Annotated in this window: 20 protein-coding genes and 2 tRNA genes; 14 read left to right on the top strand and 8 right to left on the bottom strand. The window is 63.9% G+C overall.

What is annotated here, in order from left to right; genetic code table 11:
* Nucleotides 1–74: 74 nt before the first annotated feature.
* Genes fdh through nrfD form a run of 3 tightly spaced genes read left to right on the top strand, consistent with a single transcriptional unit; the run spans nucleotide 75 to nucleotide 5,473 of the window.
* Entirely contained in the window at nucleotides 75–3,374 is a 3,300-nt protein-coding gene (gene fdh, locus SB659_RS00910; RefSeq protein ID WP_410549218.1) for a formate dehydrogenase, read from the top strand.
* Entirely contained in the window at nucleotides 3,375–4,370 is a 996-nt protein-coding gene (locus SB659_RS00905) for a 4Fe-4S dicluster domain-containing protein (RefSeq protein ID WP_410549217.1), read from the top strand.
* Nucleotides 4,367–5,473, top strand: a complete 1,107-nt coding sequence (gene nrfD / locus SB659_RS00900) for an NrfD/PsrC family molybdoenzyme membrane anchor subunit (RefSeq protein ID WP_410549216.1) — start codon at nucleotides 4,367–4,369, stop codon at nucleotides 5,471–5,473. The genes SB659_RS00905 and nrfD overlap by 4 nt, the downstream gene beginning before the upstream one ends.
* 4 nt (nucleotides 5,474–5,477) lie before the next feature.
* On the opposite strand, the gene selD is transcribed toward nrfD, so the two are convergent.
* Nucleotides 5,478–6,488: a selenide, water dikinase SelD gene (gene selD / locus SB659_RS00895; RefSeq protein ID WP_410549398.1), complete on the bottom strand. Its 1,011-nt coding sequence runs from the start codon at nucleotides 6,486–6,488 to the stop codon at nucleotides 5,478–5,480.
* Between the two features lie 57 nt (nucleotides 6,489–6,545).
* Here selD and SB659_RS00890 point away from each other — a divergent pair.
* The 3 genes from SB659_RS00890 to selB all read left to right on the top strand — a co-directional run bounded on the left by SB659_RS00890 (nucleotide 6,546) and on the right by selB (nucleotide 9,894).
* A tRNA-Sec gene (locus SB659_RS00890) sits at nucleotides 6,546–6,640 on the top strand.
* Nucleotides 6,641–6,675: 35 nt separating this feature from the next.
* Nucleotides 6,676–8,067, top strand: a complete 1,392-nt coding sequence (gene selA / locus SB659_RS00885) for an L-seryl-tRNA(Sec) selenium transferase (protein ID WP_410549215.1) — start codon at nucleotides 6,676–6,678, stop codon at nucleotides 8,065–8,067.
* A 3-nt stretch (nucleotides 8,068–8,070) separates the two neighbouring features.
* A complete protein-coding gene (gene selB / locus SB659_RS00880) occupies nucleotides 8,071–9,894 on the top strand; it encodes a selenocysteine-specific translation elongation factor (protein ID WP_410549214.1) in 1,824 nt (607 codons plus the stop codon).
* 4 nt (nucleotides 9,895–9,898) lie between these two features.
* Here selB and SB659_RS00875 read toward each other — a convergent pair whose 3' ends face one another.
* Nucleotides 9,899–11,086, bottom strand: coding sequence for an S-layer homology domain-containing protein (locus tag SB659_RS00875; protein WP_410549397.1), 1,188 nt, complete (start codon nucleotides 11,084–11,086; stop codon nucleotides 9,899–9,901).
* Nucleotides 11,087–11,535: 449 nt separating this feature from the next.
* Between SB659_RS00875 and SB659_RS00870 the strand changes: the two genes are divergently transcribed.
* The 5 genes from SB659_RS00870 (at nucleotide 11,536) to SB659_RS00850 (ending at nucleotide 15,617) form a co-directional block, all read left to right on the top strand.
* Entirely contained in the window at nucleotides 11,536–12,795 is a 1,260-nt protein-coding gene (locus SB659_RS00870) for a phosphatidylserine decarboxylase family protein (protein ID WP_410549213.1), read from the top strand.
* Nucleotides 12,796–12,807: 12 nt separating this feature from the next.
* Complete coding sequence (locus SB659_RS00865) at nucleotides 12,808–12,948, top strand: hypothetical protein (protein ID WP_410549212.1); 141 nt, start codon at nucleotides 12,808–12,810, stop codon at nucleotides 12,946–12,948.
* A gap of 9 nt (nucleotides 12,949–12,957) precedes the next feature.
* Nucleotides 12,958–13,245: a hypothetical protein gene (locus SB659_RS00860; RefSeq protein WP_410549211.1), complete on the top strand. Its 288-nt coding sequence runs from the start codon at nucleotides 12,958–12,960 to the stop codon at nucleotides 13,243–13,245.
* The gene (locus SB659_RS00855) at nucleotides 13,215–13,940 is read left to right on the top strand and encodes a multidrug DMT transporter permease (RefSeq protein WP_410549210.1); all 726 of its coding nucleotides are present in this window, start codon (nucleotides 13,215–13,217) and stop codon (nucleotides 13,938–13,940) included. Before SB659_RS00860 ends, SB659_RS00855 begins: the two co-directional genes overlap by 31 nt.
* Before the next feature lie 312 nt (nucleotides 13,941–14,252).
* Nucleotides 14,253–15,617 (top strand): protein kinase domain-containing protein, encoded by a 1,365-nt coding sequence (locus SB659_RS00850; protein ID WP_410549209.1) that lies wholly within the window; start codon nucleotides 14,253–14,255, stop codon nucleotides 15,615–15,617.
* 72 nt (nucleotides 15,618–15,689) lie between these two features.
* Here the strand turns inward: SB659_RS00850 and SB659_RS00845 are convergent.
* From SB659_RS00845 to galU, 5 genes are all read right to left on the bottom strand, one after another.
* A tRNA-Ala gene (locus tag SB659_RS00845) sits at nucleotides 15,690–15,765 on the bottom strand.
* A 36-nt stretch (nucleotides 15,766–15,801) separates the two neighbouring features.
* Nucleotides 15,802–16,602 carry an SDR family oxidoreductase gene (locus SB659_RS00840; RefSeq protein WP_410549208.1) on the bottom strand — a complete coding sequence of 267 codons (801 nt, stop codon included), beginning with the start codon at nucleotides 16,600–16,602 and terminating at the stop codon, nucleotides 15,802–15,804.
* A 3-nt stretch (nucleotides 16,603–16,605) separates the two neighbouring features.
* Nucleotides 16,606–17,526, bottom strand: coding sequence for a hypothetical protein (locus tag SB659_RS00835; RefSeq protein WP_410549207.1), 921 nt, complete (start codon nucleotides 17,524–17,526; stop codon nucleotides 16,606–16,608).
* A 135-nt stretch (nucleotides 17,527–17,661) separates the two neighbouring features.
* Nucleotides 17,662–18,273, bottom strand: coding sequence for a GNAT family N-acetyltransferase (locus SB659_RS00830; protein ID WP_284978972.1), 612 nt, complete (start codon nucleotides 18,271–18,273; stop codon nucleotides 17,662–17,664).
* A gap of 5 nt (nucleotides 18,274–18,278) precedes the next feature.
* Nucleotides 18,279–19,184, bottom strand: coding sequence for a UTP--glucose-1-phosphate uridylyltransferase GalU (gene galU / locus SB659_RS00825; RefSeq protein WP_284978973.1), 906 nt, complete (start codon nucleotides 19,182–19,184; stop codon nucleotides 18,279–18,281).
* 106 nt (nucleotides 19,185–19,290) lie between these two features.
* Between galU and SB659_RS00820 the strand changes: the two genes are divergently transcribed.
* The 3 genes from SB659_RS00820 to cpaB all read left to right on the top strand — a co-directional run bounded on the left by SB659_RS00820 (nucleotide 19,291) and on the right by cpaB (nucleotide 21,215).
* Nucleotides 19,291–19,896, top strand: coding sequence for a 5-formyltetrahydrofolate cyclo-ligase (locus tag SB659_RS00820; RefSeq protein ID WP_410549206.1), 606 nt, complete (start codon nucleotides 19,291–19,293; stop codon nucleotides 19,894–19,896).
* A gap of 151 nt (nucleotides 19,897–20,047) precedes the next feature.
* Complete coding sequence (locus SB659_RS00815) at nucleotides 20,048–20,314, top strand: FmdB family zinc ribbon protein (protein WP_284978975.1); 267 nt, start codon at nucleotides 20,048–20,050, stop codon at nucleotides 20,312–20,314.
* An 85-nt stretch (nucleotides 20,315–20,399) separates the two neighbouring features.
* Nucleotides 20,400–21,215, top strand: coding sequence for a Flp pilus assembly protein CpaB (cpaB, locus tag SB659_RS00810; RefSeq protein ID WP_410549205.1), 816 nt, complete (start codon nucleotides 20,400–20,402; stop codon nucleotides 21,213–21,215).
* 26 nt (nucleotides 21,216–21,241) lie between these two features.
* Here cpaB and SB659_RS00805 read toward each other — a convergent pair whose 3' ends face one another.
* Nucleotides 21,242–25,453 (bottom strand): AAA family ATPase, encoded by a 4,212-nt coding sequence (locus tag SB659_RS00805; protein ID WP_410549204.1) that lies wholly within the window; start codon nucleotides 25,451–25,453, stop codon nucleotides 21,242–21,244.
* Between the last annotated feature and the right edge of the window lie 125 nt (nucleotides 25,454–25,578).

Here is a 25,578-nt window from a genome sequence, read left to right as displayed (position 1 = left end):
CCCTGACGTACTTTCCGCCACCACGCCGGATCGGGGTCTGTTGATTCTGCCGCGGCCTGGGATAAGCTCCTGACATGGCACGCCGCAGTTTTCTTCAGTGGCCGGTCGTCCGGCAGGTGACTTCGGGCGATCTACTGGGTCGTGGGCCCTCTGTGACTTCGCCGCACACACAAGCGATCACCCCCCGGACCGCCACCGCAGACCGCGTTGTACAGAGCGTGTGCCCCTACTGCGCAGTTGGCTGCGGGCAACGCGTGTACGTCAAGGATGAGAAGGTCATCCAGATCGAAGGCGATCCCGATTCGCCGATTTCCCGCGGCCGCCTGTGCCCCAAGGGGTCAGCCAGCGAGCAGCTCGTCAATTCCCCCGGGCGCCAGACCAGCGTGCTGTACCGGGCGCCCCGCTCCACGCAATGGCAGACCTTGGACCTCGACACTGCCATTGACATGGTGGCAGATCGTTTCATTGAGACCCGGCGCAGAACCTGGGAGCAGGAAGATGAGGAAGGCCGCCTGCTCCGCCGCACCATGGGCATTGCTTCCCTGGGCGGCGCAACTCTGGACAATGAAGAAAACTACCTGATAAAGAAGCTCTTCACCGCCGCCGGGGCCGTGCAGATCGAGAACCAAGCCCGCATTTGACACTCCGCCACGGTTCCCAGTTTGGGAGCCTCATTTGGTCGAGGTGGTGCGACTCAATCACTGCCGGACATGGCTAACGCCGACTGCATCGTCATTCAGGGTTCCAACATGGCGGAGTGCCACCCCGTGGGCTACCAGTGGGTAGCGGAAGCCAAGGCACGCGGAGCTAAAGTCATCCACGTGGATCCCCGTTTCACGCGTACGTCCGCGGTAGCTGACAAGCACATTCCCATCCGGGCTGGTTCCGACGTCGTGCTTTTGGGTGCCTTGATTAACTACGTCATCTCTCATGACCTCTGGTTCAAGGAGTACGTGAGCGCGTACACCAATGCGGCAACGTTGGTTCATGCCGATTACCGTGACGCCGAAGACCTCGGCGGCCTGTTTTCCGGATTCGATCCCGAAACAGGTGCGTATGACCCCTCTTCGTGGTCCTACGCAGAAGAGGGCGGCGACACCATCGACGAGCCCGGCCCAGGAACGGAACACGGCTCCGATGCTTCGGACCGTGCCGCCGGCCATCAGTTCGGCAGCGGTGGCCCTCCCTTGGAGCACGCTAAAGTCCAGCGGGACGACACCCTGCAGGACCCGCGGACCGTCTTCCAGATCGTGAAACGGCATTACGCCCGGTACACGCCGGAGATGGTGCAGCAGATGTGTGGCATCACCACGGAGGATTTCGAGTACATGGCGCGTGCCATCACGGAAAATTCCGGACGTGACCGGACAACGTGCTTTGCCTACGCCGTTGGATGGACACAGCACACCTTGGGAACGCAGTTCATCCGTGCTGCTGCCATTTTGCAGCTGTTGCTGGGAAACATGGGCCGCCCGGGCGGCGGAATCATGGCACTCCGTGGCCATGCCAGTATCCAGGGCTCGTCCGACATCCCCACGCTGTTCAACTTGTTGCCTGGATACTTGCCGATGCCCAGCGCCGGCCGTCATGACACCTTCCGTGAGTTCGTCGAATCCATCGGGTCCAAGAAGCAGAAGGGCTTTTGGGCTGAGGCTGATGCCTACACGATCAGCCTGTTGAAGGCCTGGTGGGGCGACGCCGCAACCAAGGACAACGACTGGGCCTACGACTACCTGCCCAGGCTTAACGGGCCGCACGGTACCTACCAGACCGTGATGTCCATGCTCGAGGACAAGGTGGAGGGCTACTTCATTCTCGGTCAGAATCCCGCCGTCGGATCTTCCAACGGCCGCATGCAGCGCATGGGCATGTCCCACTTGAAGTGGCTGGTTGTCCGCGACCTGAACCTCATCGAGTCCGCGACCTGGTGGAAGGACGGCCCCGAGATCGAATCCGGAGAACTGCGGACCGAGGACATCGAGACCGAAGTGTTCTTCATGCCCGCAGCAACCCACGTGGAGAAGGCTGGCTCGTTTACGCAAACCCAGCGGCTCCTCCAATGGCGCCACCAGGCCGTGGCGCCACCGGGACAGTGCCAGAGCGAGCTGCAGTTCTTCTTCTTGTTGGGGCAAAAGATCCGTGAAAAGCTGGCTGGCTCCACCGATGAACGGGATCGCCCGCTCCTTGACCTGACGTGGGACTACCCAGTTGACGAACACGGCGATCCGGAGCCCGAAGCCGTGCTCGCTGAGATTAACGGCCGCCATCTGACCGGTCCGGATGCCGGTAAGCCGCTTTCCGCCTACACCCAGTTACGTGCAGACGGTTCCACGTCCTCGGGATGCTGGATTTACACCGGCGTGTACGCAGACGGTGTAAACCACGCCGCCAACAGGAAGCCGGGCCAGGAACAGGGGCCGGTAGCGCCTGAATGGGGCTGGGCATGGCCGGCCAACCGGCGTGTTCTCTACAACCGTGCATCAGCGGACCCGGCCGGGAAACCATGGAGCGAGCGGAAGAAGTACGTCTGGTGGGACCAGGAAAAGGGCCAATGGGTCGGCGACGACGTCCCCGACTTCCCGATTGACCGTGCCCCTGGGAGCCGGCCCGACCCGGAACTCGGTGGTTCGGCCGCATTGGCTGGAGATGATCCTTTCATCATGCAAGCCGACGGGAAGGGGTGGTTGTTCGCCCCCAAGGGACTCGTGGACGGCCCGCTGCCCACGCACTACGAGCCACAGGAATCGCCTGTGTCCAACGCGCTCTATCCGCAGCAGCAGAATCCCGGACGGATGACGTACGGCCGCAAGGATAATCTGAGTGCACCAAGTGCCGGCAGCCCCGGTGCGGACATCTATCCGTACGTCTTCACCACGTACCGCCTCACCGAGCACCACACGGCCGGCGGGATGAGCCGGTGGCTGCCCTACCTTTCGGAGTTGCAGCCGGAAATGTTCTGCGAAGTATCGCCCGAGCTCGCTGCCGAGCGCGGACTTGAACCATTTGGTTGGGCCACCATCATTTCGGCACGCTCCGCCATTGAAGCGAAGGTGCTGGTCACCGACCGGATGACGCCCCTGACCGTAGCGGGCCACACCGTTCACCAGATTGGGCTCCCCTATCACTGGGGAGTTGGAACGAACGCGATTGTCAGCGGTGACGCCGCCAACGACCTTCTGGGCGTGACACTGGACCCGAACGTCCAGATCCAGGAATCCAAGGCAGCCTCGTGTGATATCCGACCTGGCCGCCGGCCACGGGGCGCGGACTTGCTCGCCCTGGTGGCGGAATACCAAGCACGTGCAGGAATAACGCCCGAAACCGGAAATGCCCGAATCACCGATCCGGGCAGCGGCTCGACGTTGGAGGACTAGATGGGACAGCTGTCAGGACCAACGGACCCGGCCGTGGACGCCCACTGGGAGCACCACGAGTCCCGCAAGGGGTTCTTCACGGACACGTCCATTTGCATCGGTTGCAAGGCGTGCGAAGTAGCGTGCAAAGAGTGGAACCACAATCCCGGAGACGGGAACCTGGAACTCCTCGGATCCTCCTACGACAACACCGGGGCACTCGGGGCAAGCACATGGCGGCACGTAGCGTTCGTGGAGCAGGGGCAGGAACGCATCAAGGAAGCACGCGAGACAGGGCGGGCACTCGTGAGTTTGGGAATGCCCAAATTCGGTCCTCCCTCTCAGCCGGACCTTGCGTCTGCGGATACGACGCCGCCTGACACGGCTGATTTCCGTTGGTTGATGTCCTCGGACGTCTGCAAGCACTGCACGCACGCCGGTTGCCTCGACGTCTGCCCCACAGGAGCCCTTTTCCGCACCGAATTCGGCACGGTGGTGGTTCAAGACGACGTATGCAACGGTTGCGGAACCTGCGTTGCCGGATGCCCGTTCGGCGTGATTGAACGGCGCAGCGACGGCACGGCCATGGTCGCCTCCGAACGGAAGGAACAGCACACCGATCATCCTGCTATTCCGAACGTAGGCGTCGCGCAGAAGTGCACACTCTGCTACGACCGGCTTGTCGACGATGAGACACCTGCCTGCGCGAAGGCATGCCCGACGACGTCCATCAAGTTCGGTGACCACGACACGATGGTTGAGACCGCCCGCGAGAGGGTGGCAGAACTGCACGCGCAAGGCCTCACCGAGGCAAGGCTTTACGGGGCCAACGAGCTCGACGGCGTCGGCGGAACCGGATCGGTCTTCCTGCTGCTGGACGAACCCGAAGTGTACGGACTCCCGCCGGACCCACGGGTGCCCACGGCCGACCTACCCCAGATGTACCGCCGCGCAGGGATGGCCGTCGCCGGCATGGTCGCTGCCGCCGCCTTTGCTTTCCTCGGAGGAAAAGCGTGACCCACTCAGAGTTCGATGCCTTCCGTCCCCCTGAGCCGGCGCGTCGTCGTCGAACGGGCGGCGTGCGCAGCAACGGACAGCGCAGCAATGGACGGCGCCGCGACGGCGGTGACGGCTCACGGGAAATGTCCATGGTCCCGGAGCCGGAATTCAGCTCGTACTATGGCCGTCCCGTGGTCAAACCAGCGCCTTGGGCAGAGGACGTTGCAGCATATCTGTTCTTAGGTGGCGTGGCCGCCGGTTCGGCGCTCCTTGGCCTCGGCGGGCAACTGACCGGCCGTCCCACGCTCCGCCGGAATGCGCGGCTGGGTGCGCTTGGGGCTGTAGGGCTGGGTGCTGTTGCCTTGGTCAAGGACCTTGGCAGGCCTGAGCGCTTCCTGAACATGCTGCGCACCTTCAAGGTGACATCACCCATGAGTGTGGGTTCCTGGATCCTCAGTGCGTTCAGTGCCGGCGCCGGCGTGGTTGCTGTGGCGGAGCTCGATCGACTGACGGGGGCCCGGTTGCCGTTGGGTCCGCTGCGGACTGTCTTGCGGGCAGTGGAAGGCCCTGCAGGATTCGAGGCAGCCATTTTCGCCGGACCTTTGGCTGCGTACACGGCGGTGCTGCTCGGCGATACGGCCACGCCCACATGGAACGCAGCCCACGAGGAATTGCCATTCGTCTTCGTCAGTTCCGCCGCCTTGGCCTCTGCCGGGCTTGCCATGATCACCACTCCCGTCTATGAGGCCGGTCCGGCACGGAAACTTGCCGTCGTCGGGGTTATGGGGGATGTCCTTGCCATGCGCGTCATGGAGCACAGGATGGATCCCGTGGTTGCCGAGCCACTGCACCTGGGCAAAGCGGGGACCATGCTTAAGTGGAGCGAACGGCTGGCCATCGCAGGAGCTCTGGGGACTTTGCTGGGAGGACGCCATAGAGTGGTCGCCGCTGCCTCCGGTGTGGCGTTACTGACTGCCTCCGCGCTGACCCGGTTCGGTGTCTTCGAAGCGGGGCTTTCCTCAGCAAGGGATCCGCGCTACACGATCGAACCGCAAAAGAAGCGGCTCGCCGCGCGCCGGGCCGCCGGCGTCACCAACGATTCGATCACCACCGCCAACTGAGTGATCAGCGAATTTCAATCCCAGGAACGGCAGTGGTGTGTCCGATCACGGGATATCCCGGCAATTCTCCGACCACCAGCAGGCCGCCGGAGGTCTGCGCGTCCGCGAGAAGCAGCAGGTCATCCCCGCTGACTCCAGGGGCGAACCGCAGCTGTGGACGCACCCAATCGAGGTTGCGCCTTGTTCCACCTGAGACGTAACCGTCCCGCAGTGCCTGCCGGGCGCCGTCGACGACGGGCACTGCAGCCACGTCTATCACCGCGCCGACGCCGGACGCCCGGCACATCTTGTAAAGGTGTCCGAGCAAACCAAAACCCGTGACGTCGGTTGCCGCACGGGCGCCTGCCGCCACCGCGGCAGTGGCGGCGTCGCGGTTCAGGCCCGTCATGGTTGCAATGGCTTCCGCAAACACTTCACCGGTCTGCTTGTGCCTGTTATTGAGCAGTCCGACGCCGATGGGCTTGGTGAGCGTGAGCGGCAATCCAGCAGTGGCGGCGTCGTTGCGCAGCAGCTGGTCCGGGTGGGCCAGACCGGTTACCGCCATGCCGTACTTCGGCTCTGGATCGTCGATGGAATGCCCGCCGATGACCGGACACCCGGCCTCGGACGCGATGCTGAGGCCGCCCCGGAGGACTTCGGTCATCAGTTCCATGGGCAGCACGTCCCGGGGCCAGCCGACGAGGTTGATCGCCATGATGGGACGACCACCCATGGCATAGATGTCCGAGAGCGCGTTGGCGGCGGCGATCCGGCCCCAGTCAAAGGCGTCATCCACAACGGGAGTGAAGAAATCGGCCGTGGAGAGGACGGCAAGACCGTCCGCGACCCTAACGGCTGCGGCATCGTCGCCACTGTCGAGACCCACGAGAACATCGGCCCCGGGCTGGCCCGTGAGGCCCCGAACGGCGTCTTCGAGTTCGCCGGGTGGGATTTTGCACGCACACCCGCCCCCGTGGGCGAAGCCGGTGAGTCGGACTGCGCCTGCGGCATGCTCGTGAAGTTTCGGGCTGGACATAGGGGCGTGGTTCACCTCCTTAGCGTACCCCTGCCGATGATCTGCTAAATTGAACGCGGTGGCGTCTGGGTCCTGGTGGGCCCCCCGGTCTTCAAAACCGGTGAGGCCGAGCATCTCGGCCTGGCGGGTTCGATTCCCGTCCGCCTCCGCCAACTACGGGCAACAACCCGCGGACCGAGGAGGGACCATGAGCCACATCGATCCGCGCCGCCGCATACCGCGCACCGACGATCTGTTGGGACTTCCTGCCGTCGAGACCGCACGGGAGCGGCTCAGCGGCCGCGTCATCAGCGAACTCGTCCGCCAGGTCCAGGAGCAGGCTCGCCGCGGTGAGCTTCATCCCGATGAGGTTGAACCTGCCTTGCTGGCTGCGGTGGCCGCGCGTACTGCGACTACCCTGCGCCCGGTGCTGAACGCGACAGGTGTTGTTGTCCACACCAACCTCGGCCGAGCTCCGCTGTCCGGGGCGGCCGTTGAAGCGCTCTTGGCGGCCAGCGGTTATGTAGATGTGGAGCTTGACCTGGCCACGGGCACGCGTTCGCGCCGCGGAGCGGGAGTCCGGGCAGCGTTGCTGGCGGCCTGTCCCGCGGCCGAGGACGCTTTGGTGGTCAACAACGGCGCCGCAGCACTGGTACTGGCCACTACCGCATTGGCAGCGGCTTCCGCAGGCACTGCCCCCATGGGCCCCGGCAAGGAAGTCGTGGTGAGCCGCGGGGAGCTGGTGGAAATCGGCGCGGGCTTCAGGCTTCCTGACCTGATCGAATCCACTGGTGCCACTCTGCGCGAAGTAGGCACCACCAACCGGACCCACCTACGCGACTATGAGGCCGTCGTCGGGCCGAACACCGCCTGCATACTCAAGGTTCATCCCAGTAACTTCCGAGTGGACGGGTTCACCTCCGCCGTGCCGTTACGCGAACTTAGCGCCCTTGCCACGGAGCGCGGGACCACACTTGTCGCGGACTTGGGAAGCGGCCTGCTGGCGCCCGATCCGCTGCTGCCGGAAGAACCCGACGTCGCCACAGCTTTGGCAAGCGGGGCCGACGTCGTCATAGCCAGCGGTGACAAGCTCCTGGGCGGTCCCCAGGCTGGTTTGCTGCTGGGCACGTCCGCGATGATCTCCCGGCTCGCCACACACCCCCTGGCCCGTGCTGTCCGCGCCGACAAACTGACTCTCGCCGCGCTCGAGGCCACGCTCAATGGCGGCGAGCCGCCGGTGGCCCGGGCGCTGCATGCAACATCGGCGCAATTGCGGAGGCGGACTGATCGACTGGCCGCGGCGCTGGCGGTACCGGTGGTGGAGCATGACGGCCGGGTTGGCGGCGGTGGCGCTCCCGGTGTGCCACTGCCAGGCTGGGCACTGAAACTCCCTGCAGCACTGGCCCACACCTTGCGTACCGGCGATCCGGCGGTGCTCCCCCGCGTCCACGATGGCTCCTGCTTGGTGGACCTGAGGTGCGTGCCCGAACAAGACGACGACCTGGTTCTCCGGGCAATTCGTCAGGCCACGGCGAAGCTGCGAGGCCCGGGACGTGCTTTGGTGGCGGGCACCGAAGAAATTGCCGGACGGACGGCCTAGCCGGTGCATGTTGTCGCCACCGCCGGGCACGTCGATTGCGGGAAAAGCACCCTTGTACGGGCCCTCACCGGCATGGAACCGGACCGCTGGGAGGAAGAGCGACGGCGGGGCCTGACCATTGATTTGGGTTATGCGTGGACAGAGCTGCCATCCGGGCGTGATGTCGCGTTCGTGGATGTCCCCGGGCACGAGAGGTTCCTCGGAAACATGCTCGCCGGCATCGGACCGGCACCCGTGGTCTGCTTTGTGGTTGCCGCCGACGAGGGCTGGCAGGCGCAGTCGAGCGACCACCGTGACGCGGTCGCCGCCTTGGGCATCGAACACGGCGTCATAGTCCTGAGCCGGATCGACAGGGCTCCGGGGCGGGTTGACGAAGTGCTCGCCAGAACCCGGAGCGAGTTGGCCGGTACCGGGTTGGCGAATGCCCCCGCCGTCGCCGTTTCCGCCCCGGCGGGCACCGGACTAGCGGAACTGCGCGCCACCCTCGACGACGTACTGGCCAAGGTGCCTTCGCCCACCGCCTCGGGGAGGGTCAGGTTGTGGGTGGACCGCTCGTTCACCATCGCGGGATCGGGAACCGTGGTGACAGGAACCCTCGCAGCGGGAACGCTCGTTCAGGGTGACCGATTGGAATTGCTCGGTCACGATGGGTCCCGTTCCGTTGCCGTTCGCGGGCTGCAAAGCCGCGACACGTCATACTCGTCGCTGGGGCCGGTCAACCGGGTCGCACTGAATCTGCGTGATGTCTCCGCTGGCGGTGTCCGGCGCGGCGATGCGCTGCTCACCCCCGGCGCTTGGGCCGCCACTAGCGTCCTTGGTGTCCGACGCACCACCGGCGTCAGCTACACCGACGTACCGGAACGCCTGATGGTTCACGCTGGCACAGCGGCGGTGCCGTGCCGGCTGCGGCCCTTTGATGCAGACCACGCGCGGCTCGTTCTTGATCGGCCTTTGCCACTGGTCCTCGGCGACCGCTTGGTGTTACGCGATCCGGGGAGCCGAATGGTCTTGGGCGGTGCACAAGTCCTCGATGCCGACCCCCCGGCACTGCGCCGCCGCGGCGATGGCCTCCAGTGGGCGAAGCGCCTTTCGCGCTTGGACGCCGGTGGAGATCTGCTCGGAGAAGTCGCCGGCCGTGGTGCCATGGAGGAACAGCACCTGCGCCGTCTAGGCCTGCTGCCCGCAGCCGATGAAACCGGACACGACGGCGCTGCTCCCACCGCCGCTGCTCCCGACGGGGTGAAGGTCATCGGCGGTTGGTGGGTCCACGCCCCGCTTTATCAAGCATGGCAAGAGCGGTTGCGCACGGAGCTAAAGGCATTGCATGAGCGGGACCCGCTGACCCTTGGCCTGTCCCAAGGTGCGGCACGAGACCTGCTGCAACTTCCGGCCGAGGCACTGCTGGGCCATGTGGTTCGCGATGCGGGCCTGGAGCAGGACAGTGGTCACGTGCGGTTGGCGGGCAGCGGTGGTGAGCTTGGCGCCGTCGAACCGGCCGTCTCAGCTGTGGAGGCCAAACTCGCTTCAGCCCCCTTCAGGGCCCCTGAGGCCGATGAACTGGTCTCGCTCGGTTTGGGTGCACGGGAGCTGGCTGCTGCCGGACGCGCCGGGCGGTTGCTGAGGTTGGGCGATGGTGTGGTCCTGCTGCCGACGGCGCCGGCGCTGGCCATGCGCGAACTCGCACGCTTGGAGCAGCCCTTCACCACGAGCCAGGCCCGGCAGGCGCTGGGAACAACAAGGCGGGTGGCAGTTCCGCTCCTGGAGTATCTTGACTCACGGGGTTGGACCCGACGGTTGGATGCCGGTCACCGAAGTGTGGTGCGCTGACCCTTCAAGGGCACGCGACGTTGTAGTCGAAGGCACCGGAGATGTATTGGGTCAAGGCGACTTTGCCGCCGCCCGTCAACGGCGCGGTGGTGCATTTGCTTTTTGCATCGGCCAGTGACGCGGCCCCTGGGATCCAGCTGTTCAGCGTGTAGAGGTTGCTGGTGAAGGGCACGGTGCCGGTGATCCCGCTCCACTGGAAGGTGGTCGAGTAGAGCCCGGTCCGGGCGCCAATACTGATGAAGTAGGCGGCCATTCCTTCGAGGTCGGCCCTGTTGGCAGCAGTATCAGTTGACCAGCTGTTGCTGGTCTCCACGTCCAGCCACCAAATGAAGGAAGCCGGGTTTACAACCCCGCGCGCTGTCGCATCGTCATAAGCCTTGGCATAGCCGTACATATAGGAACAGGCCGCGCCGACCGAACCGGGGGTGCAGTTGCCGTAGGGGTTGGTGACGGCTTTTCCGCCGTACGTGTTGCTCTGAGGCCACCACGACCCGGACGTGCCAGGGTTGCCGGTGTTGACGTAGAGGGCCACTGCGGGCTGGCTGGTCCCGCCAGAAGAGGTGGCAGCCCAGGATAGCTGCGTACTGAGACATGGATTGGTGGTGTCCGCACGGCCTCCATTGACACCGACGATGGCGAAGGCCTGTCCGCTGGGAAGAGTCGAGCCGCATTGCGGCCAGGAGACATCGTTGCCCACCGCTGGGTGGGTGAGCTGGTAGAAGCGGTACATGAACGCCGCCATGGCGTCCCTGGCCACAGGCAAGAGTGGCCGGTACGTCTTGGAGCCGTCCGACTCGGTGTATCCGGTGCTGATACCGGTGGAGGCCAGCCAAGTGATCTCTTTATAGAACGTGGTGCTCGGCGTCACATCCGTGAAGGGTGAGTTCTGCGGGGCCGTGAACGCCGGGGAGCCATCCAGGCGGTACATGAACGCCGCCATCGCGTCACGTCCCACGGAGTTCCCTGGCCGGTACGTTTTGGACTTGTCGGACTCGACGTATCCGGTGCTGATGCCGGTGGAGGCCAGCCAGGTGATCTCCTTGTAGAACTTTGTGCTCGGCGTGATATCCGTGAAGGGTGAGTTCTGCGGGGCCGTGAACGCCGGGGAGCCGGCCAGACGGTACATGAAAGCGGCCATCGCGTCGCGGGCCACAGGAAGCAGCGGGCGATACTGTTTGCTGTTATCAGGCATGATCCAGCCGGTGGAGATGCCTTGCGCCGCCAGCCACTGGATCTCCGTGAAGAACTGCGCTCCGTGCGGAACATCGGCGAACGAGCCCGATGACGTGCTCGTCGTTGCCATGCGAGTCGTTGCCATCCGAAGGGAGGAAGCAGGTGCGGTGAGGGACCTTCCTCCGGGTGCGGCCTCTGCTACCGGTGGGAACGTCGATATGCCCGCTATCACCAAAGCCACGCACACCAATGCACGCACCACCACACCACGGAGCATACAAAAGGCCTTCCCGCCAACGGACGGAATGCCCGTCCCCCAATAGCGCCGGCGCTGACGAACCGACCTTTGTACCCTATGCCTGCGCCGCCGATTCCAGCAACCAGGCCGGACGGGATTCAGGTAAAAGTCGACCTATCCGTCCCGGGCCCGAAGCCTTCACCGAGAACAGGACGGGTAGGCTCAGCGTCATGACTATCGACACTTCATCCCGCCGCGTCCCACGCCCGGGCGGTTGGCTGCCCGAGAACCACGATGACCTCGAAGACTGGATCGCGGGGCACCGCGAACGGGTCGAGGCCCGGGGCGAAGACGCTCCTCTGCACCCGGTGATTGTAGAGTTCCAGGAACTGATCGCCAGCGACCCGGTCGTCCGTCTCTACATGACCGAGATGATCGACCAGGTCCCCAAGTCGAAGCCCTACCGCAAACGTCACCTCACCAGCGTTGACCAGCTGCTCCGGCTGATCAATGAAGTGCTGACGACGGCACCCGAGTTCAGCGAAGGCGGCATGGTCACCACGCCGTTGACGGCGATCCTTGACTGGACGATGGGAACCGAGGCGGGGTTCGCAGCCCACCGTGATCCGCGGATCGTGGCCATGTTCCGCAAGGTCCTGGACGCATGGTGCGAGTTCCTGACCAGCGAGGATTCGCTGTATGTGCTCAACGATTCCCCGTCGGGGTGGATGTCCGAAAAGGCCCGGCAGGTCGTCGGGATGGACGACTACCAACACGATGCCCTCGCCGAGCACTGGGGCTTCACATCGTGGAATGATTTCTTCGCCCGCCGGCTCACTCCAACTTCCAGGCCCGTCGCTGCACCCGAGGATGACAAGGTCATCGTCAGCGCCTGCGAGTCCACCCCCTACAAGATCAGTTCCGACGTTCAACGCCAGAGCCGCTTCTGGGTCAAGAACCAGCCCTACTCACTCGATGACCTGCTCGCCCGGGACGAGTCCGTGGATGAATTTGTCGGTGGAACCGTATACCAGGCGTTCTTGAGCGCCTTGAACTATCACCGGTGGCACGCTCCCGTCGCGGGAACGATCGTGCGTGCATACCTCAAAGACGGTACGTACTTTTCCGAGGCGGAATCCGAGGGCGCCGACGCCGTCGAGCCCACTGTCTCACAGTCCTATCTTGCCCATGTCGCGGCGCGGGCGATCATCCTTATCCAGGCCGACGACCCGGTCATCGGCCTCATGGCCGTGATCCCGGTGGGCATGCTCGAGGTCTCGTCGTGCGTTATCAACCCGGAAATCGTCCCCGGCCACCATGTAGATAAGGGCGATGAGCTGGGGTACTTCCAGTTCGGTGGCTCGACGGAATGCCTGGTCGTCCGGCCCGGCGTCATCGACCAGTTCGCCCTCAATGCGCTGCCCCAGCCGCACGATCCGAACGCTCCCCTTGTGCGGGTTCGGTCAAAGATTGCAACCGCCAAGTCCTGAAAGGAGGACTGGGTGAACGGTAAGGCCAGTACCTGGTTCTTGAGTTGCACCGAGCGGGAGAATCTGGCCACCGAAGTGCGCGCCGGCATCACTGGAACCCGCACGGCCGGACCTGGCGATCCGGGATGGGCAGCGCCAACGACGAATCAGTAGGGTTGGTTCATGATCAACGTTTCAGCTGTGTCGGCGTTGTCGTCCTATCACTGGCTCGGTATTCCGATCGCCGTTGCCGGGGCCGTCCTACTGGCGCTCGGGACGCTCTTCCAGCACAAAGCCGTCGAGGGCCAGGAGGCCGCACCGGGGCGGGCGGCCGGAAGCATGGGCGGGGGCCGCCCGCACCGGGGCGGGCGGCCGGAAGCATGGGCGGGGGCCGCCTGCAGGCTCTCCTGCGCAAACCTGTTTGGCTCGCCGGGACCGGGATGCTCGGAGCAGCGATCCTTCTACAGCTGACCAGCCTGAGGTTCTCACCCCTGATCGTCGTGCAACCCGTCGGCGCTGTGGCCTTGGTCGTCACCACCCTGGCCACGGCCAGGATGACCCGCCGGTCCCCCGGCCGCCGGGCTCTCACATCAGTGGCTTTGTGCATAGTTGGGGTGGGCGTGTTCGTTGCTGTCGCGGCCGTATCCGCGCAGGACGTCGAGATCAGCGACCGTCACCTCATCACCATCCTGATCCTGCTCGGCGTCGTCCTCGCCGCATTGGGCACGGGATTTGGTCTGTGGCGCCGCCGCTGGGGAGCGGTGGTGTTCACCGCCGGCGCCGGGATCCTCTTCGGGTTTGTCGCGGCCCTGGCCAAGACCGTCATCGCCCGGCTCTTCCAAGGTGATTTCGAATGGCTGTCGATGAGCTGTCTGGCAGGGCTGATCATCGCCGCCCTGTCCGGGACGTTTCTGGTCCAGAACGCGCACACCCGCGGCACACCGGAGCTCGTCGTTGCTGGGCTGACAGTCATCGATCCGCTCGTCGCCGTTACCATTGGCATCACCGTCCTCGGTGAAGCCGCCGCCGCCCCGCCATTGGCGTTCCTCGGCTTCGGGCTCGCGGGCGCCGTCGCCATCGCCGGAGTCATCCTTCTGGCCACTGTCAAAAACCAGCAACCAAGCCCTGACCTAAAGGTCGCGCGCGAAGGGTCTCCCCGTCCTTAACCGGACGCGGCAGCAATAGCCGACGCCGGGAGACCCGATCGGTCCGGAGCCCTCTGCGGCACCTGAAACTGAATCCCTTGGCCGACCGCGCGCGGAGTCACCACCGATATAAGACATCACCGTCACCTCAGCCGAGGACCGCTCAAGTGGGAGGCGTTTTGCGCCGAATAGTAAGTAGGGTTACTATTCTCCGGGTATTCGCAGTGCTTGGCCATGAGGCGGACGTCACAGCAAAAGGACGGGGTCGCGGGGCGACGATGAATCATTTGGTGATGACGGGTAACTGCGGGACTGGGCGTTGGAGGGGTTGTTGTGGCTGAGCTGAAACCGGGGCTCCTCTTAGGGGGCCGCTACCGCCTGCACGAAGTGCTCGGACGCGGAAGCCTGGCAACGGTTTACCGGGCCACTGACGAACTCCTGTTACGGGAAGTCGCGGTGAAGCTTTTCCGGAACGTGGGCGCCGAACCGGCCCAAATCCCGCGCCAGGAGAATGAGGTGCGGATTCTGGCCGGTCTAAGCCACCACGCCTTGGTAACCCTTCTCGATGCCGGCGCCGATCTGACGGACCCGGATGACCGGAAGGGCTACCTCGTGATGGAACTGGTCCGCGGCCCGGACCTGCGCGTCAGGGAACGCCAGGGGCCACTATCAGCCGCGCACATGGCCCTTATCGGCCACGATCTCGCCGACGGCTTGTCCTACATCCACCATCACGGCATTGTGCACCGCGACATCAAGCCCGCGAACATCCTGTTGGTCGACTACAACAACGACGATAGCCGCGTCCGTGCCAAACTCACCGACTTCGGCGTCGCCATGCTCGCAGCCAAGGACCGGCTAGACGATAACTCCGGAACTTCAGGCACTCCCGCTTATCTGAGTCCCGAACAAGCCTTAGGTGAGCCCGTAGGTACCGCCAGTGACGTCTATTCCCTGGGCCTGGTCCTCCTTGAGGGCCTGACCGGTATTGTTCCCTACCCGGGGGCGCCACTGGAGTCTGCTCTTGCCCGACTCTTGCGCGATCCCCACATCCCCGAAGACCTCGCCCCGGCATGGGCCCGAGTGCTGACCGCGATGCTCTCACGGGAGCCCGCGGAACGGCCCTCGGCACGAGAGGTCTCACTGGCTTTAAGGCAGGAAGTCATCACCGGCACAGGGCGCCACCGCGACACTTCCGGTCGCGGTGATACCGAAGAAGCCAGGCTGGAAGCGGTGCATCGCTACGGCATTCTCGATACACCCCCCGATGGGGCCTTCGACCGGATTACGTCCCTAGCCGCCAGGTTGTTTTCCGTACCTATCGCCATCGTCAGCATCGTGGACCACGACCGGATCTGGTTCAAATCCCACCACGGAACTGACGTCGAGCAAATCAGCCGGGACCCCGGGCTGTGCGCCTCGGCGATCCTGCAGGACGATCCGTGGATCATCACCAACGCGCCCGCCGACCCACGCACGCTCACCAATCCACTGGTCGCGGGCGACTTCGGGCTGAAATTCTACGCAGGAGTACCACTGCGGACCCAGGACGGCTACAACCTCGGGACGATGTGCGTACTGGACAGGAAAGCCCGGGAATTCTCAGCGGAAGATGTCCGCTCCCTGGAAGATCTTGCGGCGATTGTGATGAACGACTTGGAGATGCGCCTGCACAGTACCGCCGCCAGCCGCGCTTAACAAGGAACATCCGCAGACGGCGCCAGCGACCGACACTAGGCGTCGTCGTCGGCGCATTGCGTGCCCTTGCAATGGTGGAGCTAAGGAGATTCGAACTCCTGACCTCTTCGATGCGAACGAAGCGCTCTACCAACTGAGCTATAGCCCCCGGACCATGCATTTCCGCGCAGCCAGTGTCCCTAGGCTACAAAGTTTCGCGGCGCATTTCCAACCACGACACGAACGTCTCCGTTCCGCGCCATTCACCCGGGCTCAGGTTGTGTCCGGCGCGGAGGAAATCCCCAAGCCGTCCGGGTAGCGGCAGCTCTACGATCCTGCCGCCTCGTCCGGTAATCTCGCGCCACTGCTCAGCCATCTGCCGCATGGACTGGACCTCCGGGCCACCGAGAGTGCGGACACTGTGCTGCTCCGTGTCCGGGACTGCAAACGCGGATTCAAGCAGGCCACGGGCAACGTCGGTGGGTGAAATGGACTGGAATTTCGCGCCCCTGAAGACCGGGATCAGGCGAAGCTTCGCTCCCGATTGGAAGATCGCGGCAACCAGGCTGTGGAACTGGGTGGCCCGCACCACCACTGTTTCCAAGGATGCCTGCGCGTAGACCGCCTCTTTTTTGGCCTTCGACGCATAGTACGGATATGTGGTGCGGTCGCAGTTGACGATCGATAACATGACGACCCTGGCCACGCCGGCCCGGTGGGCCGCAGCCAGAAGCCTCCCGCCGCCGTCGGCGAATTGCTTCTGCGCCTTGCCGAACTGAGCCTCAAGGCAATCGATAACGACGTCGGCACCGCCTACGGCCGCGTCCAGGCCCTCCCCCGTGGTGACGTCGCCCGCGAAGTAGGTGGCGCCGTCGTGGTGCTGCGACGAGCCGGAGGCCGGCACATGGCGGGCGAGTACGGAAACCGTATGGCCCGCGGCAACCGCCATACGGACAACCTCACGGCCCACCTGCCCCGTTCCCCCCGCGACGCAAATGGTGGCCATGGGTCAGGCGCGGCGGCGCTGCAACACAGAGTCCAGGTTGCTCAGCGCACTGCTGCCCTTGGCCGTAACCGATGCTTGCGCGGCAACAGCAGCTTCGACCTGTTCAGCACCTTGTTTAAGGACCGGCTTGCCCACCGGCTTGGGGGATTCCGGGAGATCCAGCGGTTCGGGAGCAGGGCGGGACGCTTTGGCAGCATCAACGTACGTGGGCTTCGGCACTTCCACCGGCTCCCAACTGGCTCCCTTTGCCTCTCGAGTTGCTTCGCCCGGCTTATCCCCCGCGGCCAGCGCGACAGCCAAGGCTGCCTGACGAAGTTCCGAAGCGGAAAGGCGTGCCGGCTCTTTGCGCCCGGCTTCGGCGTCGAACACTGTGGTTTCTTTCGGCGCCGCCGGGGTTTCTTCCCTGCGGATCCACGCTGGCGACTGGACCGGCGCTGGACGCACCGCCCGCCGGGCACGGCGATCCTTGAGGGCGAGCCTGCGCAGGATAACGACGGCGATCACCGCACCGAAAAGGGAAAGCACCGGCACCCAAGCGGAGCCCGTACCGAGAACCCGCAGGACGCCTGAAACAATGGCCGTCAGCAGCAGGGCAAGCCCGGCAAGCGCAATGGTGAACCGGGCATAACGAATGCTGAAGGGGTCCGCTGCCGGCCTTTTCCTGGGCATCCCAACCGCTCCGGAATCCGTGGGCGACGCCTGTGCTTTGCCGTGCATGGTCTCCATCGGTTTCTCCTGCTGAGGTGCCAAAGTCAGTACCACCCCTGGGTGCGGTTGATTGGGTTCGTCGGTGAATGCCTCAACTGGCAGCGAGGCCGTGAGGACTTGCTGCCGCCTGTTCCGCAAAACATAGGGCGCCACCCACACCATCCACAGCGCGACAGTGACAACGAGCACCAGGGAGCTGCTGAGAGGGAAGTCCACATTCAAAACGGTAGAAGCAAATAGCTGAGGTCAGCCGCATTGCCGTCGGTGTGTCGTGGCCGAGTCGGCAAATGACGGCAGATGCGGGCGAACCGGGTCGCTCCGAGGTCCAAAACCAGCGCTTGACCTGCCGTTTTATCCTCGGAGCCAGCGGCGGAGCAGTCCCTCCGGAACCTCGTCGGAAGTCAACGCGAAGGAGCGATGGTCGGCCCATTCCCCGTTGATGTGGAGATACCGTTCGCGGTACCCCTCATCACGGAACCCCAGCTTTTCCACCACCCGAAGGCTTGGCGCGTTCTCAGGGCGAATGTTGATTTCCATGCGGTGCAAGCCCAGCACCGCGAAGCAGTGATCGGTGGCCATGGCAACCGCGGTAGGCGCAATGCCATGGCCGGCCCGATCCTTGTCAACCCAATAACCCAGGGTTGCCATCATTGCCGAACCCCAGATGATGGAGGAAACAGTCAGTTGACCGACGATTTTAGGATCGCGGTAGCCAGCTGTCCGTTCGGTGATGAGGAACGGCAGCGCAGTGGCCTGTCTTGCCTGGTTATGGAGCGACGCCACCATTTGGCGGTAGCTGGGCAGGCGTCCCCCGGGTTCCGGGTTCGAGGCTTCCCAGGGCGCCAGCCACTCCCCGTTGCGGGACCGGACGTCGGACCACTCCCGCCGGTCGCGATAACGGATGGGCCGCAGCGCCAAGTCTCCGCATTCCAGCGTTACCGGCCAGATCGCAGAGCCGTACATCCGCGCTATTGGGGAAGGTTGGCGGTGAAGTTGGGCAGCCACTCCCGGAGCTCGGGACCGAGGTCCTCACGCTCACAGGCAAGCTCGATGCAGGCCTTCAGGTAGCTCAGTTTGTCGCCGGTGTCATAGCGGCGGCCCCGGAATACCACGCCATAGACCCCATAGCCTTCACCGTCGCCACCAGCAAGGACCTCAAGGGCATCGGTAAGTTGGATTTCCCCGCCACGCCCGGGTTCGGTTTTCTCCAGAACATCGAACACTGCCGGGTGCAGTACGTAGCGGCCGATGACGGCCAGGTTCGACGGCGCCTCTTCCGGAGACGGCTTTTCCACAAGCTGCTTGATCCGGACGTAGCCGTCCTCGCCAATGTCCTCGACGTCGGCACAACCGTAGGCGCTGATCTTCGAAGGCTCCACTTCGATGAGGGCCACCACGGAGCCGCCGGTCTTCTGTTGGACGGCAATCATTTCGCTCAAGAGGTCATCTTTGGGATCGATGAGATCATCGCCGAGCAGAACGGCGAACGGCTCATGCCCTACGTGCTGCTTTGCACGCAAGACCGCATGGCCCAGGCCTTTGGCGTCGCCTTGCCTGACGTAGTGGATGTCACCGAGGTTGGTGGCTGACTGGATGGCTTCAAGCTTGGCCGTATCGCCCTTCTCGGCCAGCGTCGCTTCCAGCGCCGGCACCCGGTCAAAGTGATCTTCCAGAGCGCGTTTGCTGCGTCCGGTGATCATCAGGACGTCGTGCAGGCCAACCTTGACCGCTTCTTCGACGACGTACTGGATGGCTGGCTTGTCGACCACCGGCAGCATTTCCTTTGGCATCGCCTTGGTGGCGGGAAGGAAACGGGTACCAAGACCCGCGGCAGGGATGACAGCTTTACGGACAGCATTGTTATCGAGAGTCACCGGACTAATCTAACGGAAGTAGCACGGCAACGGGTAAACCCCCGCCGAGCCGGACTGCACTATTGCGGGATTACTCTGTACCCGACGCCGCTATGATGGGACCCAGATGCTTAGCAAAGAAGAGATCCGCAGCTCGCGACGACTCTGCCGTAGTGCCCTGACCCCCGAACAACGGTCAGCCGCGGGGGCATCGATCAGCGTTCATGGTAAAGAGTGGGCAGCACGGGTGGCCGGCGGATCCACGGGCGAGTTCGCACTCTATGTTGGAGTCGCCCACGAACCGCCAACCATGCCACTCATCGAGGCCCTCTACGCAGAAGGCCATAGGGTCCTCCTACCTGTCTGCGAGCCCGATCGGCAGTTGAGCTGGGTGTACTGGACTCCGGACACGGCTTTCGTCCGCTCTGCCTACGCGCCGATCGACGAGCCGGAGGGCGAACGCTTGGACAGTGCGGTCATTGCCGGAACCGCCGGAATCTTCATGCCGGCGACGGCGGTGGACCTGGCCGGCAGTCGCATAGGACAAGGCGGCGGCTACTACGACCGGCTACTGGACGGCTTGGACTCATCCGGAGTAAGGCCCCCCAGCATTGCGGTCATCTACGACGAGGACCTTTTACCCGCGGGCTCCATCCCCACCGAAGGCTTTGATCGCCCAGTGCCGGAGGTCCTGACACCTTCAGGAATTGTCCGGATGCATGCGGGGGCCTAAACCGACCTAGCGCCTTCACGGACGACGCTAGGCCGTGCCGGAACTGCCGCGCACTGGATGATAGAATTGGCACTCAGGCCCTGCGACTGCTAATGCGGATCTCCCGCTTCCGCCGCCCAGGACCTGAACTTTGTCCCAAAGGAGGAATTCAGTGCCCACTTACGCGTACGCCTGCAAGGACTGTGGCCATGCCTTTGACATCGTCCAGTCTTTCTCTGACAGCTCCCTGACGGAGTGCCCCGAATGCAAGGGTTCTTTGCGCAAGAAGTTCAACAGCGTCGGCGTTGTCTTTAAGGGCTCCGGGTTTTACCGGACCGACTCACGCGACACCAAGGGCAGCACGGTTTCGCCTGCTCCGGCTGCGCCCGCTGCTGCGCCAGCCGCGGCCGCCCCGGCACCTGCCGCAGCTACCAGCTAGGCCCTAAGTTCTCCACATAGCGCGTTCTCCACATAGGGAGACGAGCAGCTGTCCCCGCATGGATGCACGACGTTAGCGTGGCCGCATGCCTCGAACATCGCGCACCACCCTCCTGGCCCGTGCTGAACGGGCGGCGTCAGCCACTCCTCCTAGAACGTTCCCCTCGATGCGCGCCCAGCAACTGCGGGCAGGGCCTGGACGAGGAAAAACCGGCAAGCTCCAGCGGGCCCAGGCGCGCGGGTTCCGGCAGACGCGCCCTTTGAGGTTGCGCTGGGGGTCCTGGGTGGGACGGAACCGCCGGCTTATGGTTGCCCTGCTTCTATGCCTTGCCGCAGGCTTGGCAGTCCAGCAGTTGACTCCCGAGCCGCCGCAACGCGTCAGCGTAGTAGTTGCTGCCAGGGACCTTCCAGTAGGCACAAGCCTCACGGGGAACGACTTCACCACCATTGGAGTACCAACGGACGTCGCTCTGGCTGGTGCACTCCAAGACGTCAAACCCCTGGTGGGTCGCCAGTTGGCCGCCCCACTACGCCGAGGACAGATCCCGTCTGAGTCGGTTCTCCTGGGCCCAGGCCTCCTCACAGGTGCCCCCGCAGGAACTTCGGCGGTTCCGCTGCGGATGGCGGACCCCTCCTCCATCCAGCTACTGTCCCCCGGCCAGTTGGTAACGGTGGTTCTCACAGCGGACAGTTCCTATGCCGAATCCCGGAAGAGCGAAGTGCTCGCTGGCCCGGTTCCTGTGCTCTGGACATCGGCCCAAGGTGGAAAGCCTGGCGAGTGGCTCGGGACCAGTGACACGGACGGTTTGGTCGTCGTCGCCGCCGACCCCCTGCAAGCAGAAAAGCTTGCCGGCGCATCCACGCAAGGCAAGCTTTTCTTTGTGCTCGAGCACCAGCAATGAACGACGTCGGACCCGCCGCCTGCCGTTCAGCCCCAGTGAGGGGGTTTCTGCTCCTTCAACCACTGCTCATGATCGTATCCGGATTCGTCGCCCCAGCGCCGGGGATCGTCCTCGGCCGCTTTGGTCGGAAGAATGCCGCCAGATGACAGTTTCGTGGAGGTCACGTCGGCTGCCTGCTGATCAGGAGTGCCATCCGCTCGTGATCCGTCCGACGACGTGGTGTCCGATGAGGATGCCACCGCTTCTGTCCTGTCGGCTTCTCCGGCGGTGTCCCGCTGGTTTCCGTCCGGTTCCATACCTACTGCTTTCTCCACGTCTTGACTGGCCACCGAAGCCCCATATCCGTGCGATTGAGGCGTTTCGCGTGATCTCCTGGCCGAAGAAGCCGCCGCGAAGATTGGCTGCCCACCGCCCACATTCAATTCTTCAACATCCATGTCAAGGAAGCCATGCTGAGGTGCGGCAGATGGCTGAAGAATGTGGTTTTCAAGGCCCAGGTAGGAACCAATGCGGTCTGCACACGAGGAAGGATCGGTAAACACCTCAATGGTCCAAAGGGACATGTAGCGCCATCCCATGCGCTCCAGCAGTTGGGGGCGGAGCCTGCTGCGCTCACGGACGCTCATCCGACGGTACCGCTCGGTACCGTCAGACTCGATGGCAACCGGCGTGGGGATCTCCGCGCCTTCCCGTCCAATGGTATGAACAGGGTCCGCAGCGGCGGCGATGTCAAGGACGCCGTCGTAAAGATGCCATACCCGTGCGCCCCTGGCGCGCAGGCGCTCCCCGAGGTCAGCAACCAGGGGGTCCTCCCCCAGGGCTTGTTCGCTGGCTACCGCGCGGGAAGCAGGAGTACCCAGGTTGCTGTTGCCGGAAAGCTCCCGATCAAGCAACTCATAGAAGTCCACGGCGCCGTGGGCGAGCCGATCCAGGTCGAGGTCCTCAGGACGGAAGCAACTCAGCACGTGCATGGACCGCCGTGCACGCGTCATGGCCAGAGCAAACCGGTTCCGTCCGCCCTCTGTGGACAGGGGGCCAAAGGAGTGAAGGGCGCGCCCGTGCGGGGTGCGTCCGTAACCGAGCGAGAAGATCACGTGGTCCCGCACCAAGCCCTGGGCCCGCTCCAAATCCACTACGCGGAAAGATTCCGGTCCTGCCCCGAAGAACTGGGAAAGCAATGGGTGATTAGGCAATTGGAGCCTGATCGCTTCACCAATACGCGCTGCGTGGCGAAGGCTCGCAGTAACCACGGCCAAGGACGTCCGCGGACGCAGCCGCGCGTGCTCAAAGACCAGATCCACCACGCGGTTGACCTCGGCAGTTACGGATTCCACCCCTTCGTGATCGGCACCGGGCAGCCCGGTGCCGTCGGGAATGTACTCCACCAGGATGGACCGATCCAAGCCAGTGACGGAGCTTCCGTCGGGGAGGCGCCGCAAGCCGCCGTCGTAATAATTCTTGCTGAGCTGAAGGATCAGGTCCTCATCAACCGCGCGATACACCCAGTTGAGCTGCCACGTAGGCAACACCCGAGCCAACGACTTAAACGCACTATCCACGGCAACATGGCTGGCTACCCCTGCCACGGGCGGCTCCACCGCGACACTGAAGGTACGTGCATTGCCGATCTTGCCGTCTCCGAAGGCGATCACCTGGCGAGCCCTGGATATCGCCGGCAGGACCGCCTGCAAGGAGGTCGATTCGGCGTCGATCACCACCACGGCATCGAACTTCTGCTCCGCAGGAAGAACGCCCGTCAGAAGGTAGGGGCTAACTGACCACACAGGAACCAACAACGGGACGAGGTCGGGAGCCTGCGCACTCAAAGCCGGCAATGTCACCCGACCGTCCTTCAACAACGCCCGGAGTAGCTCGGCTTGGCGCGGATGCTCGAGAATGCCCTGCCGCCACTTTTCGGCCAACTGCCAGCGCAGGCGTGCAGCGCCACTGGCGATGTGTGCCTGATCGGCGAGACGGAATTCAGCTTCGAGGCGGCGCAGCGAATCGCCGTCCGACATAGCAAGATAGTCATCGCCACTGATCATTGCTTCCAGCGCAGACTGCCACCACGCCAAATCCAGTTCCGCCGCCACCGATTCGGCGGGGACTTCACGGGCAGCAAGATCGGCGAGCAACTCTCCCAGACCATGCTCGCGCATTTCCTCAATCAGGAGTGTCCGCTCCGGGAGGGTCTCCAAGGTGGCCGCGTCCTCCACGAGCCGTCCCAAGCGCTCCGTCAGCTCCGCATAGGGCGTTTCACGCAGAGAGCCGCCGGCTGCGGTGTGCTTGAGGGCTTCCCCGAGACGCCGCAGCTCGTTGTCCAACTCGCGGTAGAGAACCCCGAGGTCGGCGAGTCCGGAAGGCACAGCGGGGTGGCGTTGGGTGGTGGCATAGTCGGCCCACAACGCACGTTGCTCCTGGACCAGAACCAACGAGCTGTGAAGGTCGGCGATATGAACGCCCGGCCTGACATATTCTTTTGCGACGCGCCGCAACCGGGAGCGCTGCATGGACGGCATCTCCACGTTGTGCTCACGACGCCATGCGGACGTGGCCGTGGCCGAAATGAGGTCGTGCACCGGGCGATCAAAAATGTCGGGAGTGAATTTGTCCAAGCTCTCCCGCACGGCAATGAGAAGCTCCAGTTGCGCGCCCCACTCGGCGAAGGTCTCCCCCAAACGGATCTCGGCATGGTCGGACACCGCCTTCATGCGTTCGCGCAACACAGGAAGCTTCTCTGCCGCCACGCGAGTCAGCAGTTGCGCTTCCTCAGTCTCTTTCCGGTTCACCAAACGGGCGCCGTACCACGGGCTGGACGTAGCGTCCTTGCTAAAGCTGCCCAGCTCAGCGGCCCGGCGCAAACGGCCAGCCAACTCCTCGCGGTCCCGAATATTGTCCAAGACGCTGCGTTTCAGGCGCACAGTGGTTGAAGGAGCGGGGTGGATGGAAGTCAATTCGGCGAGGGACTGCATCGCCTGGTACGGCGAGCACCCCCAACGCTCACGGACATTATGCAATGAGGCAACATGGTCCATCAGGGCATGGCGGTGCCCGATCAAGGTCTGGTGAAGGTTTCCGAGCTGAGGCTCGAGGGCCTTCTCGTTTCGCATGATGGCCTGCACCAACTGGCCCTTGAGCTGCTGCGGCGTGGTGCCGTTTCCCGGACGGAAGAACATGGAGCCGAGACCCAGCGCCTCCAAGTGGGCGGACAGGCCCATCAAGCTGGACTGCCGGTCACCCACCACAAGAACGGATTTGCCCTGGCTCACGAGTGCACCGATGGCGTTAATTGCCGTCTGCGTTTGTCCGCTGCCTGGGGGTGTGCTGACAACGAGGGAGTCACCGGCACGGACCGCGTCCACAACATACTGCTGATCGGTGTCTGCATCCAACAGGAGCAGCTCGTCCGCCGGGTCACGATCGTCCAGGCTGGGGAACCTGCCCGACTTGATCGGCTCGGGTTCGACGTCGCCGCCGTTCGCGACCGTGGCAAGAGCGGCGACCAGCGGATTGTTCATATTGATCCAGGGATCATCGAGATTGCCTGACAGGTCCGCCAGGGTGGTAACCAGCAAATTAAACTCCACCTCGGCGCCATGGATAGGCCGCACAAGGGTGGTCAAGCGATCCAAGACCGGCTGGGGATCAAGCCGGGCCGTGTTGTAGGCCATGCGTGCCACCGCGTTAACGTCAAAGACAATGCCGTGCACGGTTTTCAAGTGCCGCACCAAAGCAGGGTTCATCCGGGCCTGCTCGGTCAGCTGCAGCTCGTAGTCGTCCTCGCCGGGACGGACCGTCAGCATGATGGAGGTCAGCATTACGGGCGCTGAAACGCGCTGGGGCTTCCCGCCCACGGCCGATGTCCAGACCACCGTTCCCGCAGATAAGTATCCGGCCTCGATGCCGCGATCGTTGCTGAGTTCGAAGATTTTCGAACGAATATTCCGGGCCGCCCGGGCCGCTACCAAATACTGCTGGCGGTCCCTGATCAGGGTGGACAGGCGGGTTTTCCGCCCAGCGAGCAATTGCGCCAACCCTGACGGGTGGGCGTTGCTCAAATCAATGGCGCCCTCCGGCGTTTTGACGAAGCGCAGCATCGTATCCGCCCCTGTGACGGGCTTGAGACCAGACAGCCATTTCTTGAGCTCTTCGGAGCCCTCTTCCTGGCCTTGACCTACTGACACAACTTCTGCCTTCTTCTCTTTGCTCGCTTTAGACGCCTTAGACCATACCGGCATACCTTCGAGGGTAGCGGGAATACCCGGGCTGCCCTGTCCGCAACACTGTGGCTCCGCAAAATTCGCCGCGAATTCACAGGAGCCTGCCCTTCACCGCCATGGTGCACGAAGAATGACGTGGGCAT

The organism is Arthrobacter sp. SIMBA_036 (genome assembly GCF_046535135.1).
Classification (GTDB): domain Bacteria; phylum Actinomycetota; class Actinomycetes; order Actinomycetales; family Micrococcaceae; genus Arthrobacter.
This window is presented reverse-complemented; position numbering and strand designations above follow the sequence as displayed.

What these genes read in the sequence shown, in the direction of transcription:
- SB659_RS00840 (WP_410549208.1), bottom strand. Translation starts at nt 16,602, where the DNA reads ATGGCCACCATTTGCGTCGCGGGGGGAACGGGGCAGGTGGGCCGTGAG.
- SB659_RS00820 (WP_410549206.1), top strand. Translation starts at nt 19,291, where the DNA reads ATGCTTAGCAAAGAAGAGATCCGCAGCTCGCGACGACTCTGCCGTAGT.
- SB659_RS00870 (WP_410549213.1), top strand. Translation starts at nt 11,536, where the DNA reads ATGACTATCGACACTTCATCCCGCCGCGTCCCACGCCCGGGCGGTTGG.
- SB659_RS00855 (WP_410549210.1), top strand. Translation starts at nt 13,215, where the DNA reads ATGCTCGGAGCAGCGATCCTTCTACAGCTGACCAGCCTGAGGTTCTCA.
- SB659_RS00830 (WP_284978972.1), bottom strand. Translation starts at nt 18,273, where the DNA reads ATGTACGGCTCTGCGATCTGGCCGGTAACGCTGGAATGCGGAGACTTG.
- selA (WP_410549215.1), top strand. Translation starts at nt 6,676, where the DNA reads ATGAGCCACATCGATCCGCGCCGCCGCATACCGCGCACCGACGATCTG.
- SB659_RS00875 (WP_410549397.1), bottom strand. Translation starts at nt 11,086, where the DNA reads ATGCCTGATAACAGCAAACAGTATCGCCCGCTGCTTCCTGTGGCCCGC.
- selD (WP_410549398.1), bottom strand. Translation starts at nt 6,488, where the DNA reads ATGTCCAGCCCGAAACTTCACGAGCATGCCGCAGGCGCAGTCCGACTC.
- cpaB (WP_410549205.1), top strand. Translation starts at nt 20,400, where the DNA reads ATGCCTCGAACATCGCGCACCACCCTCCTGGCCCGTGCTGAACGGGCG.
- SB659_RS00905 (WP_410549217.1), top strand. Translation starts at nt 3,375, where the DNA reads ATGGGACAGCTGTCAGGACCAACGGACCCGGCCGTGGACGCCCACTGG.
- SB659_RS00805 (WP_410549204.1), bottom strand. Translation starts at nt 25,453, where the DNA reads ATGCCGGTATGGTCTAAGGCGTCTAAAGCGAGCAAAGAGAAGAAGGCA.
- SB659_RS00860 (WP_410549211.1), top strand. Translation starts at nt 12,958, where the DNA reads ATGATCAACGTTTCAGCTGTGTCGGCGTTGTCGTCCTATCACTGGCTC.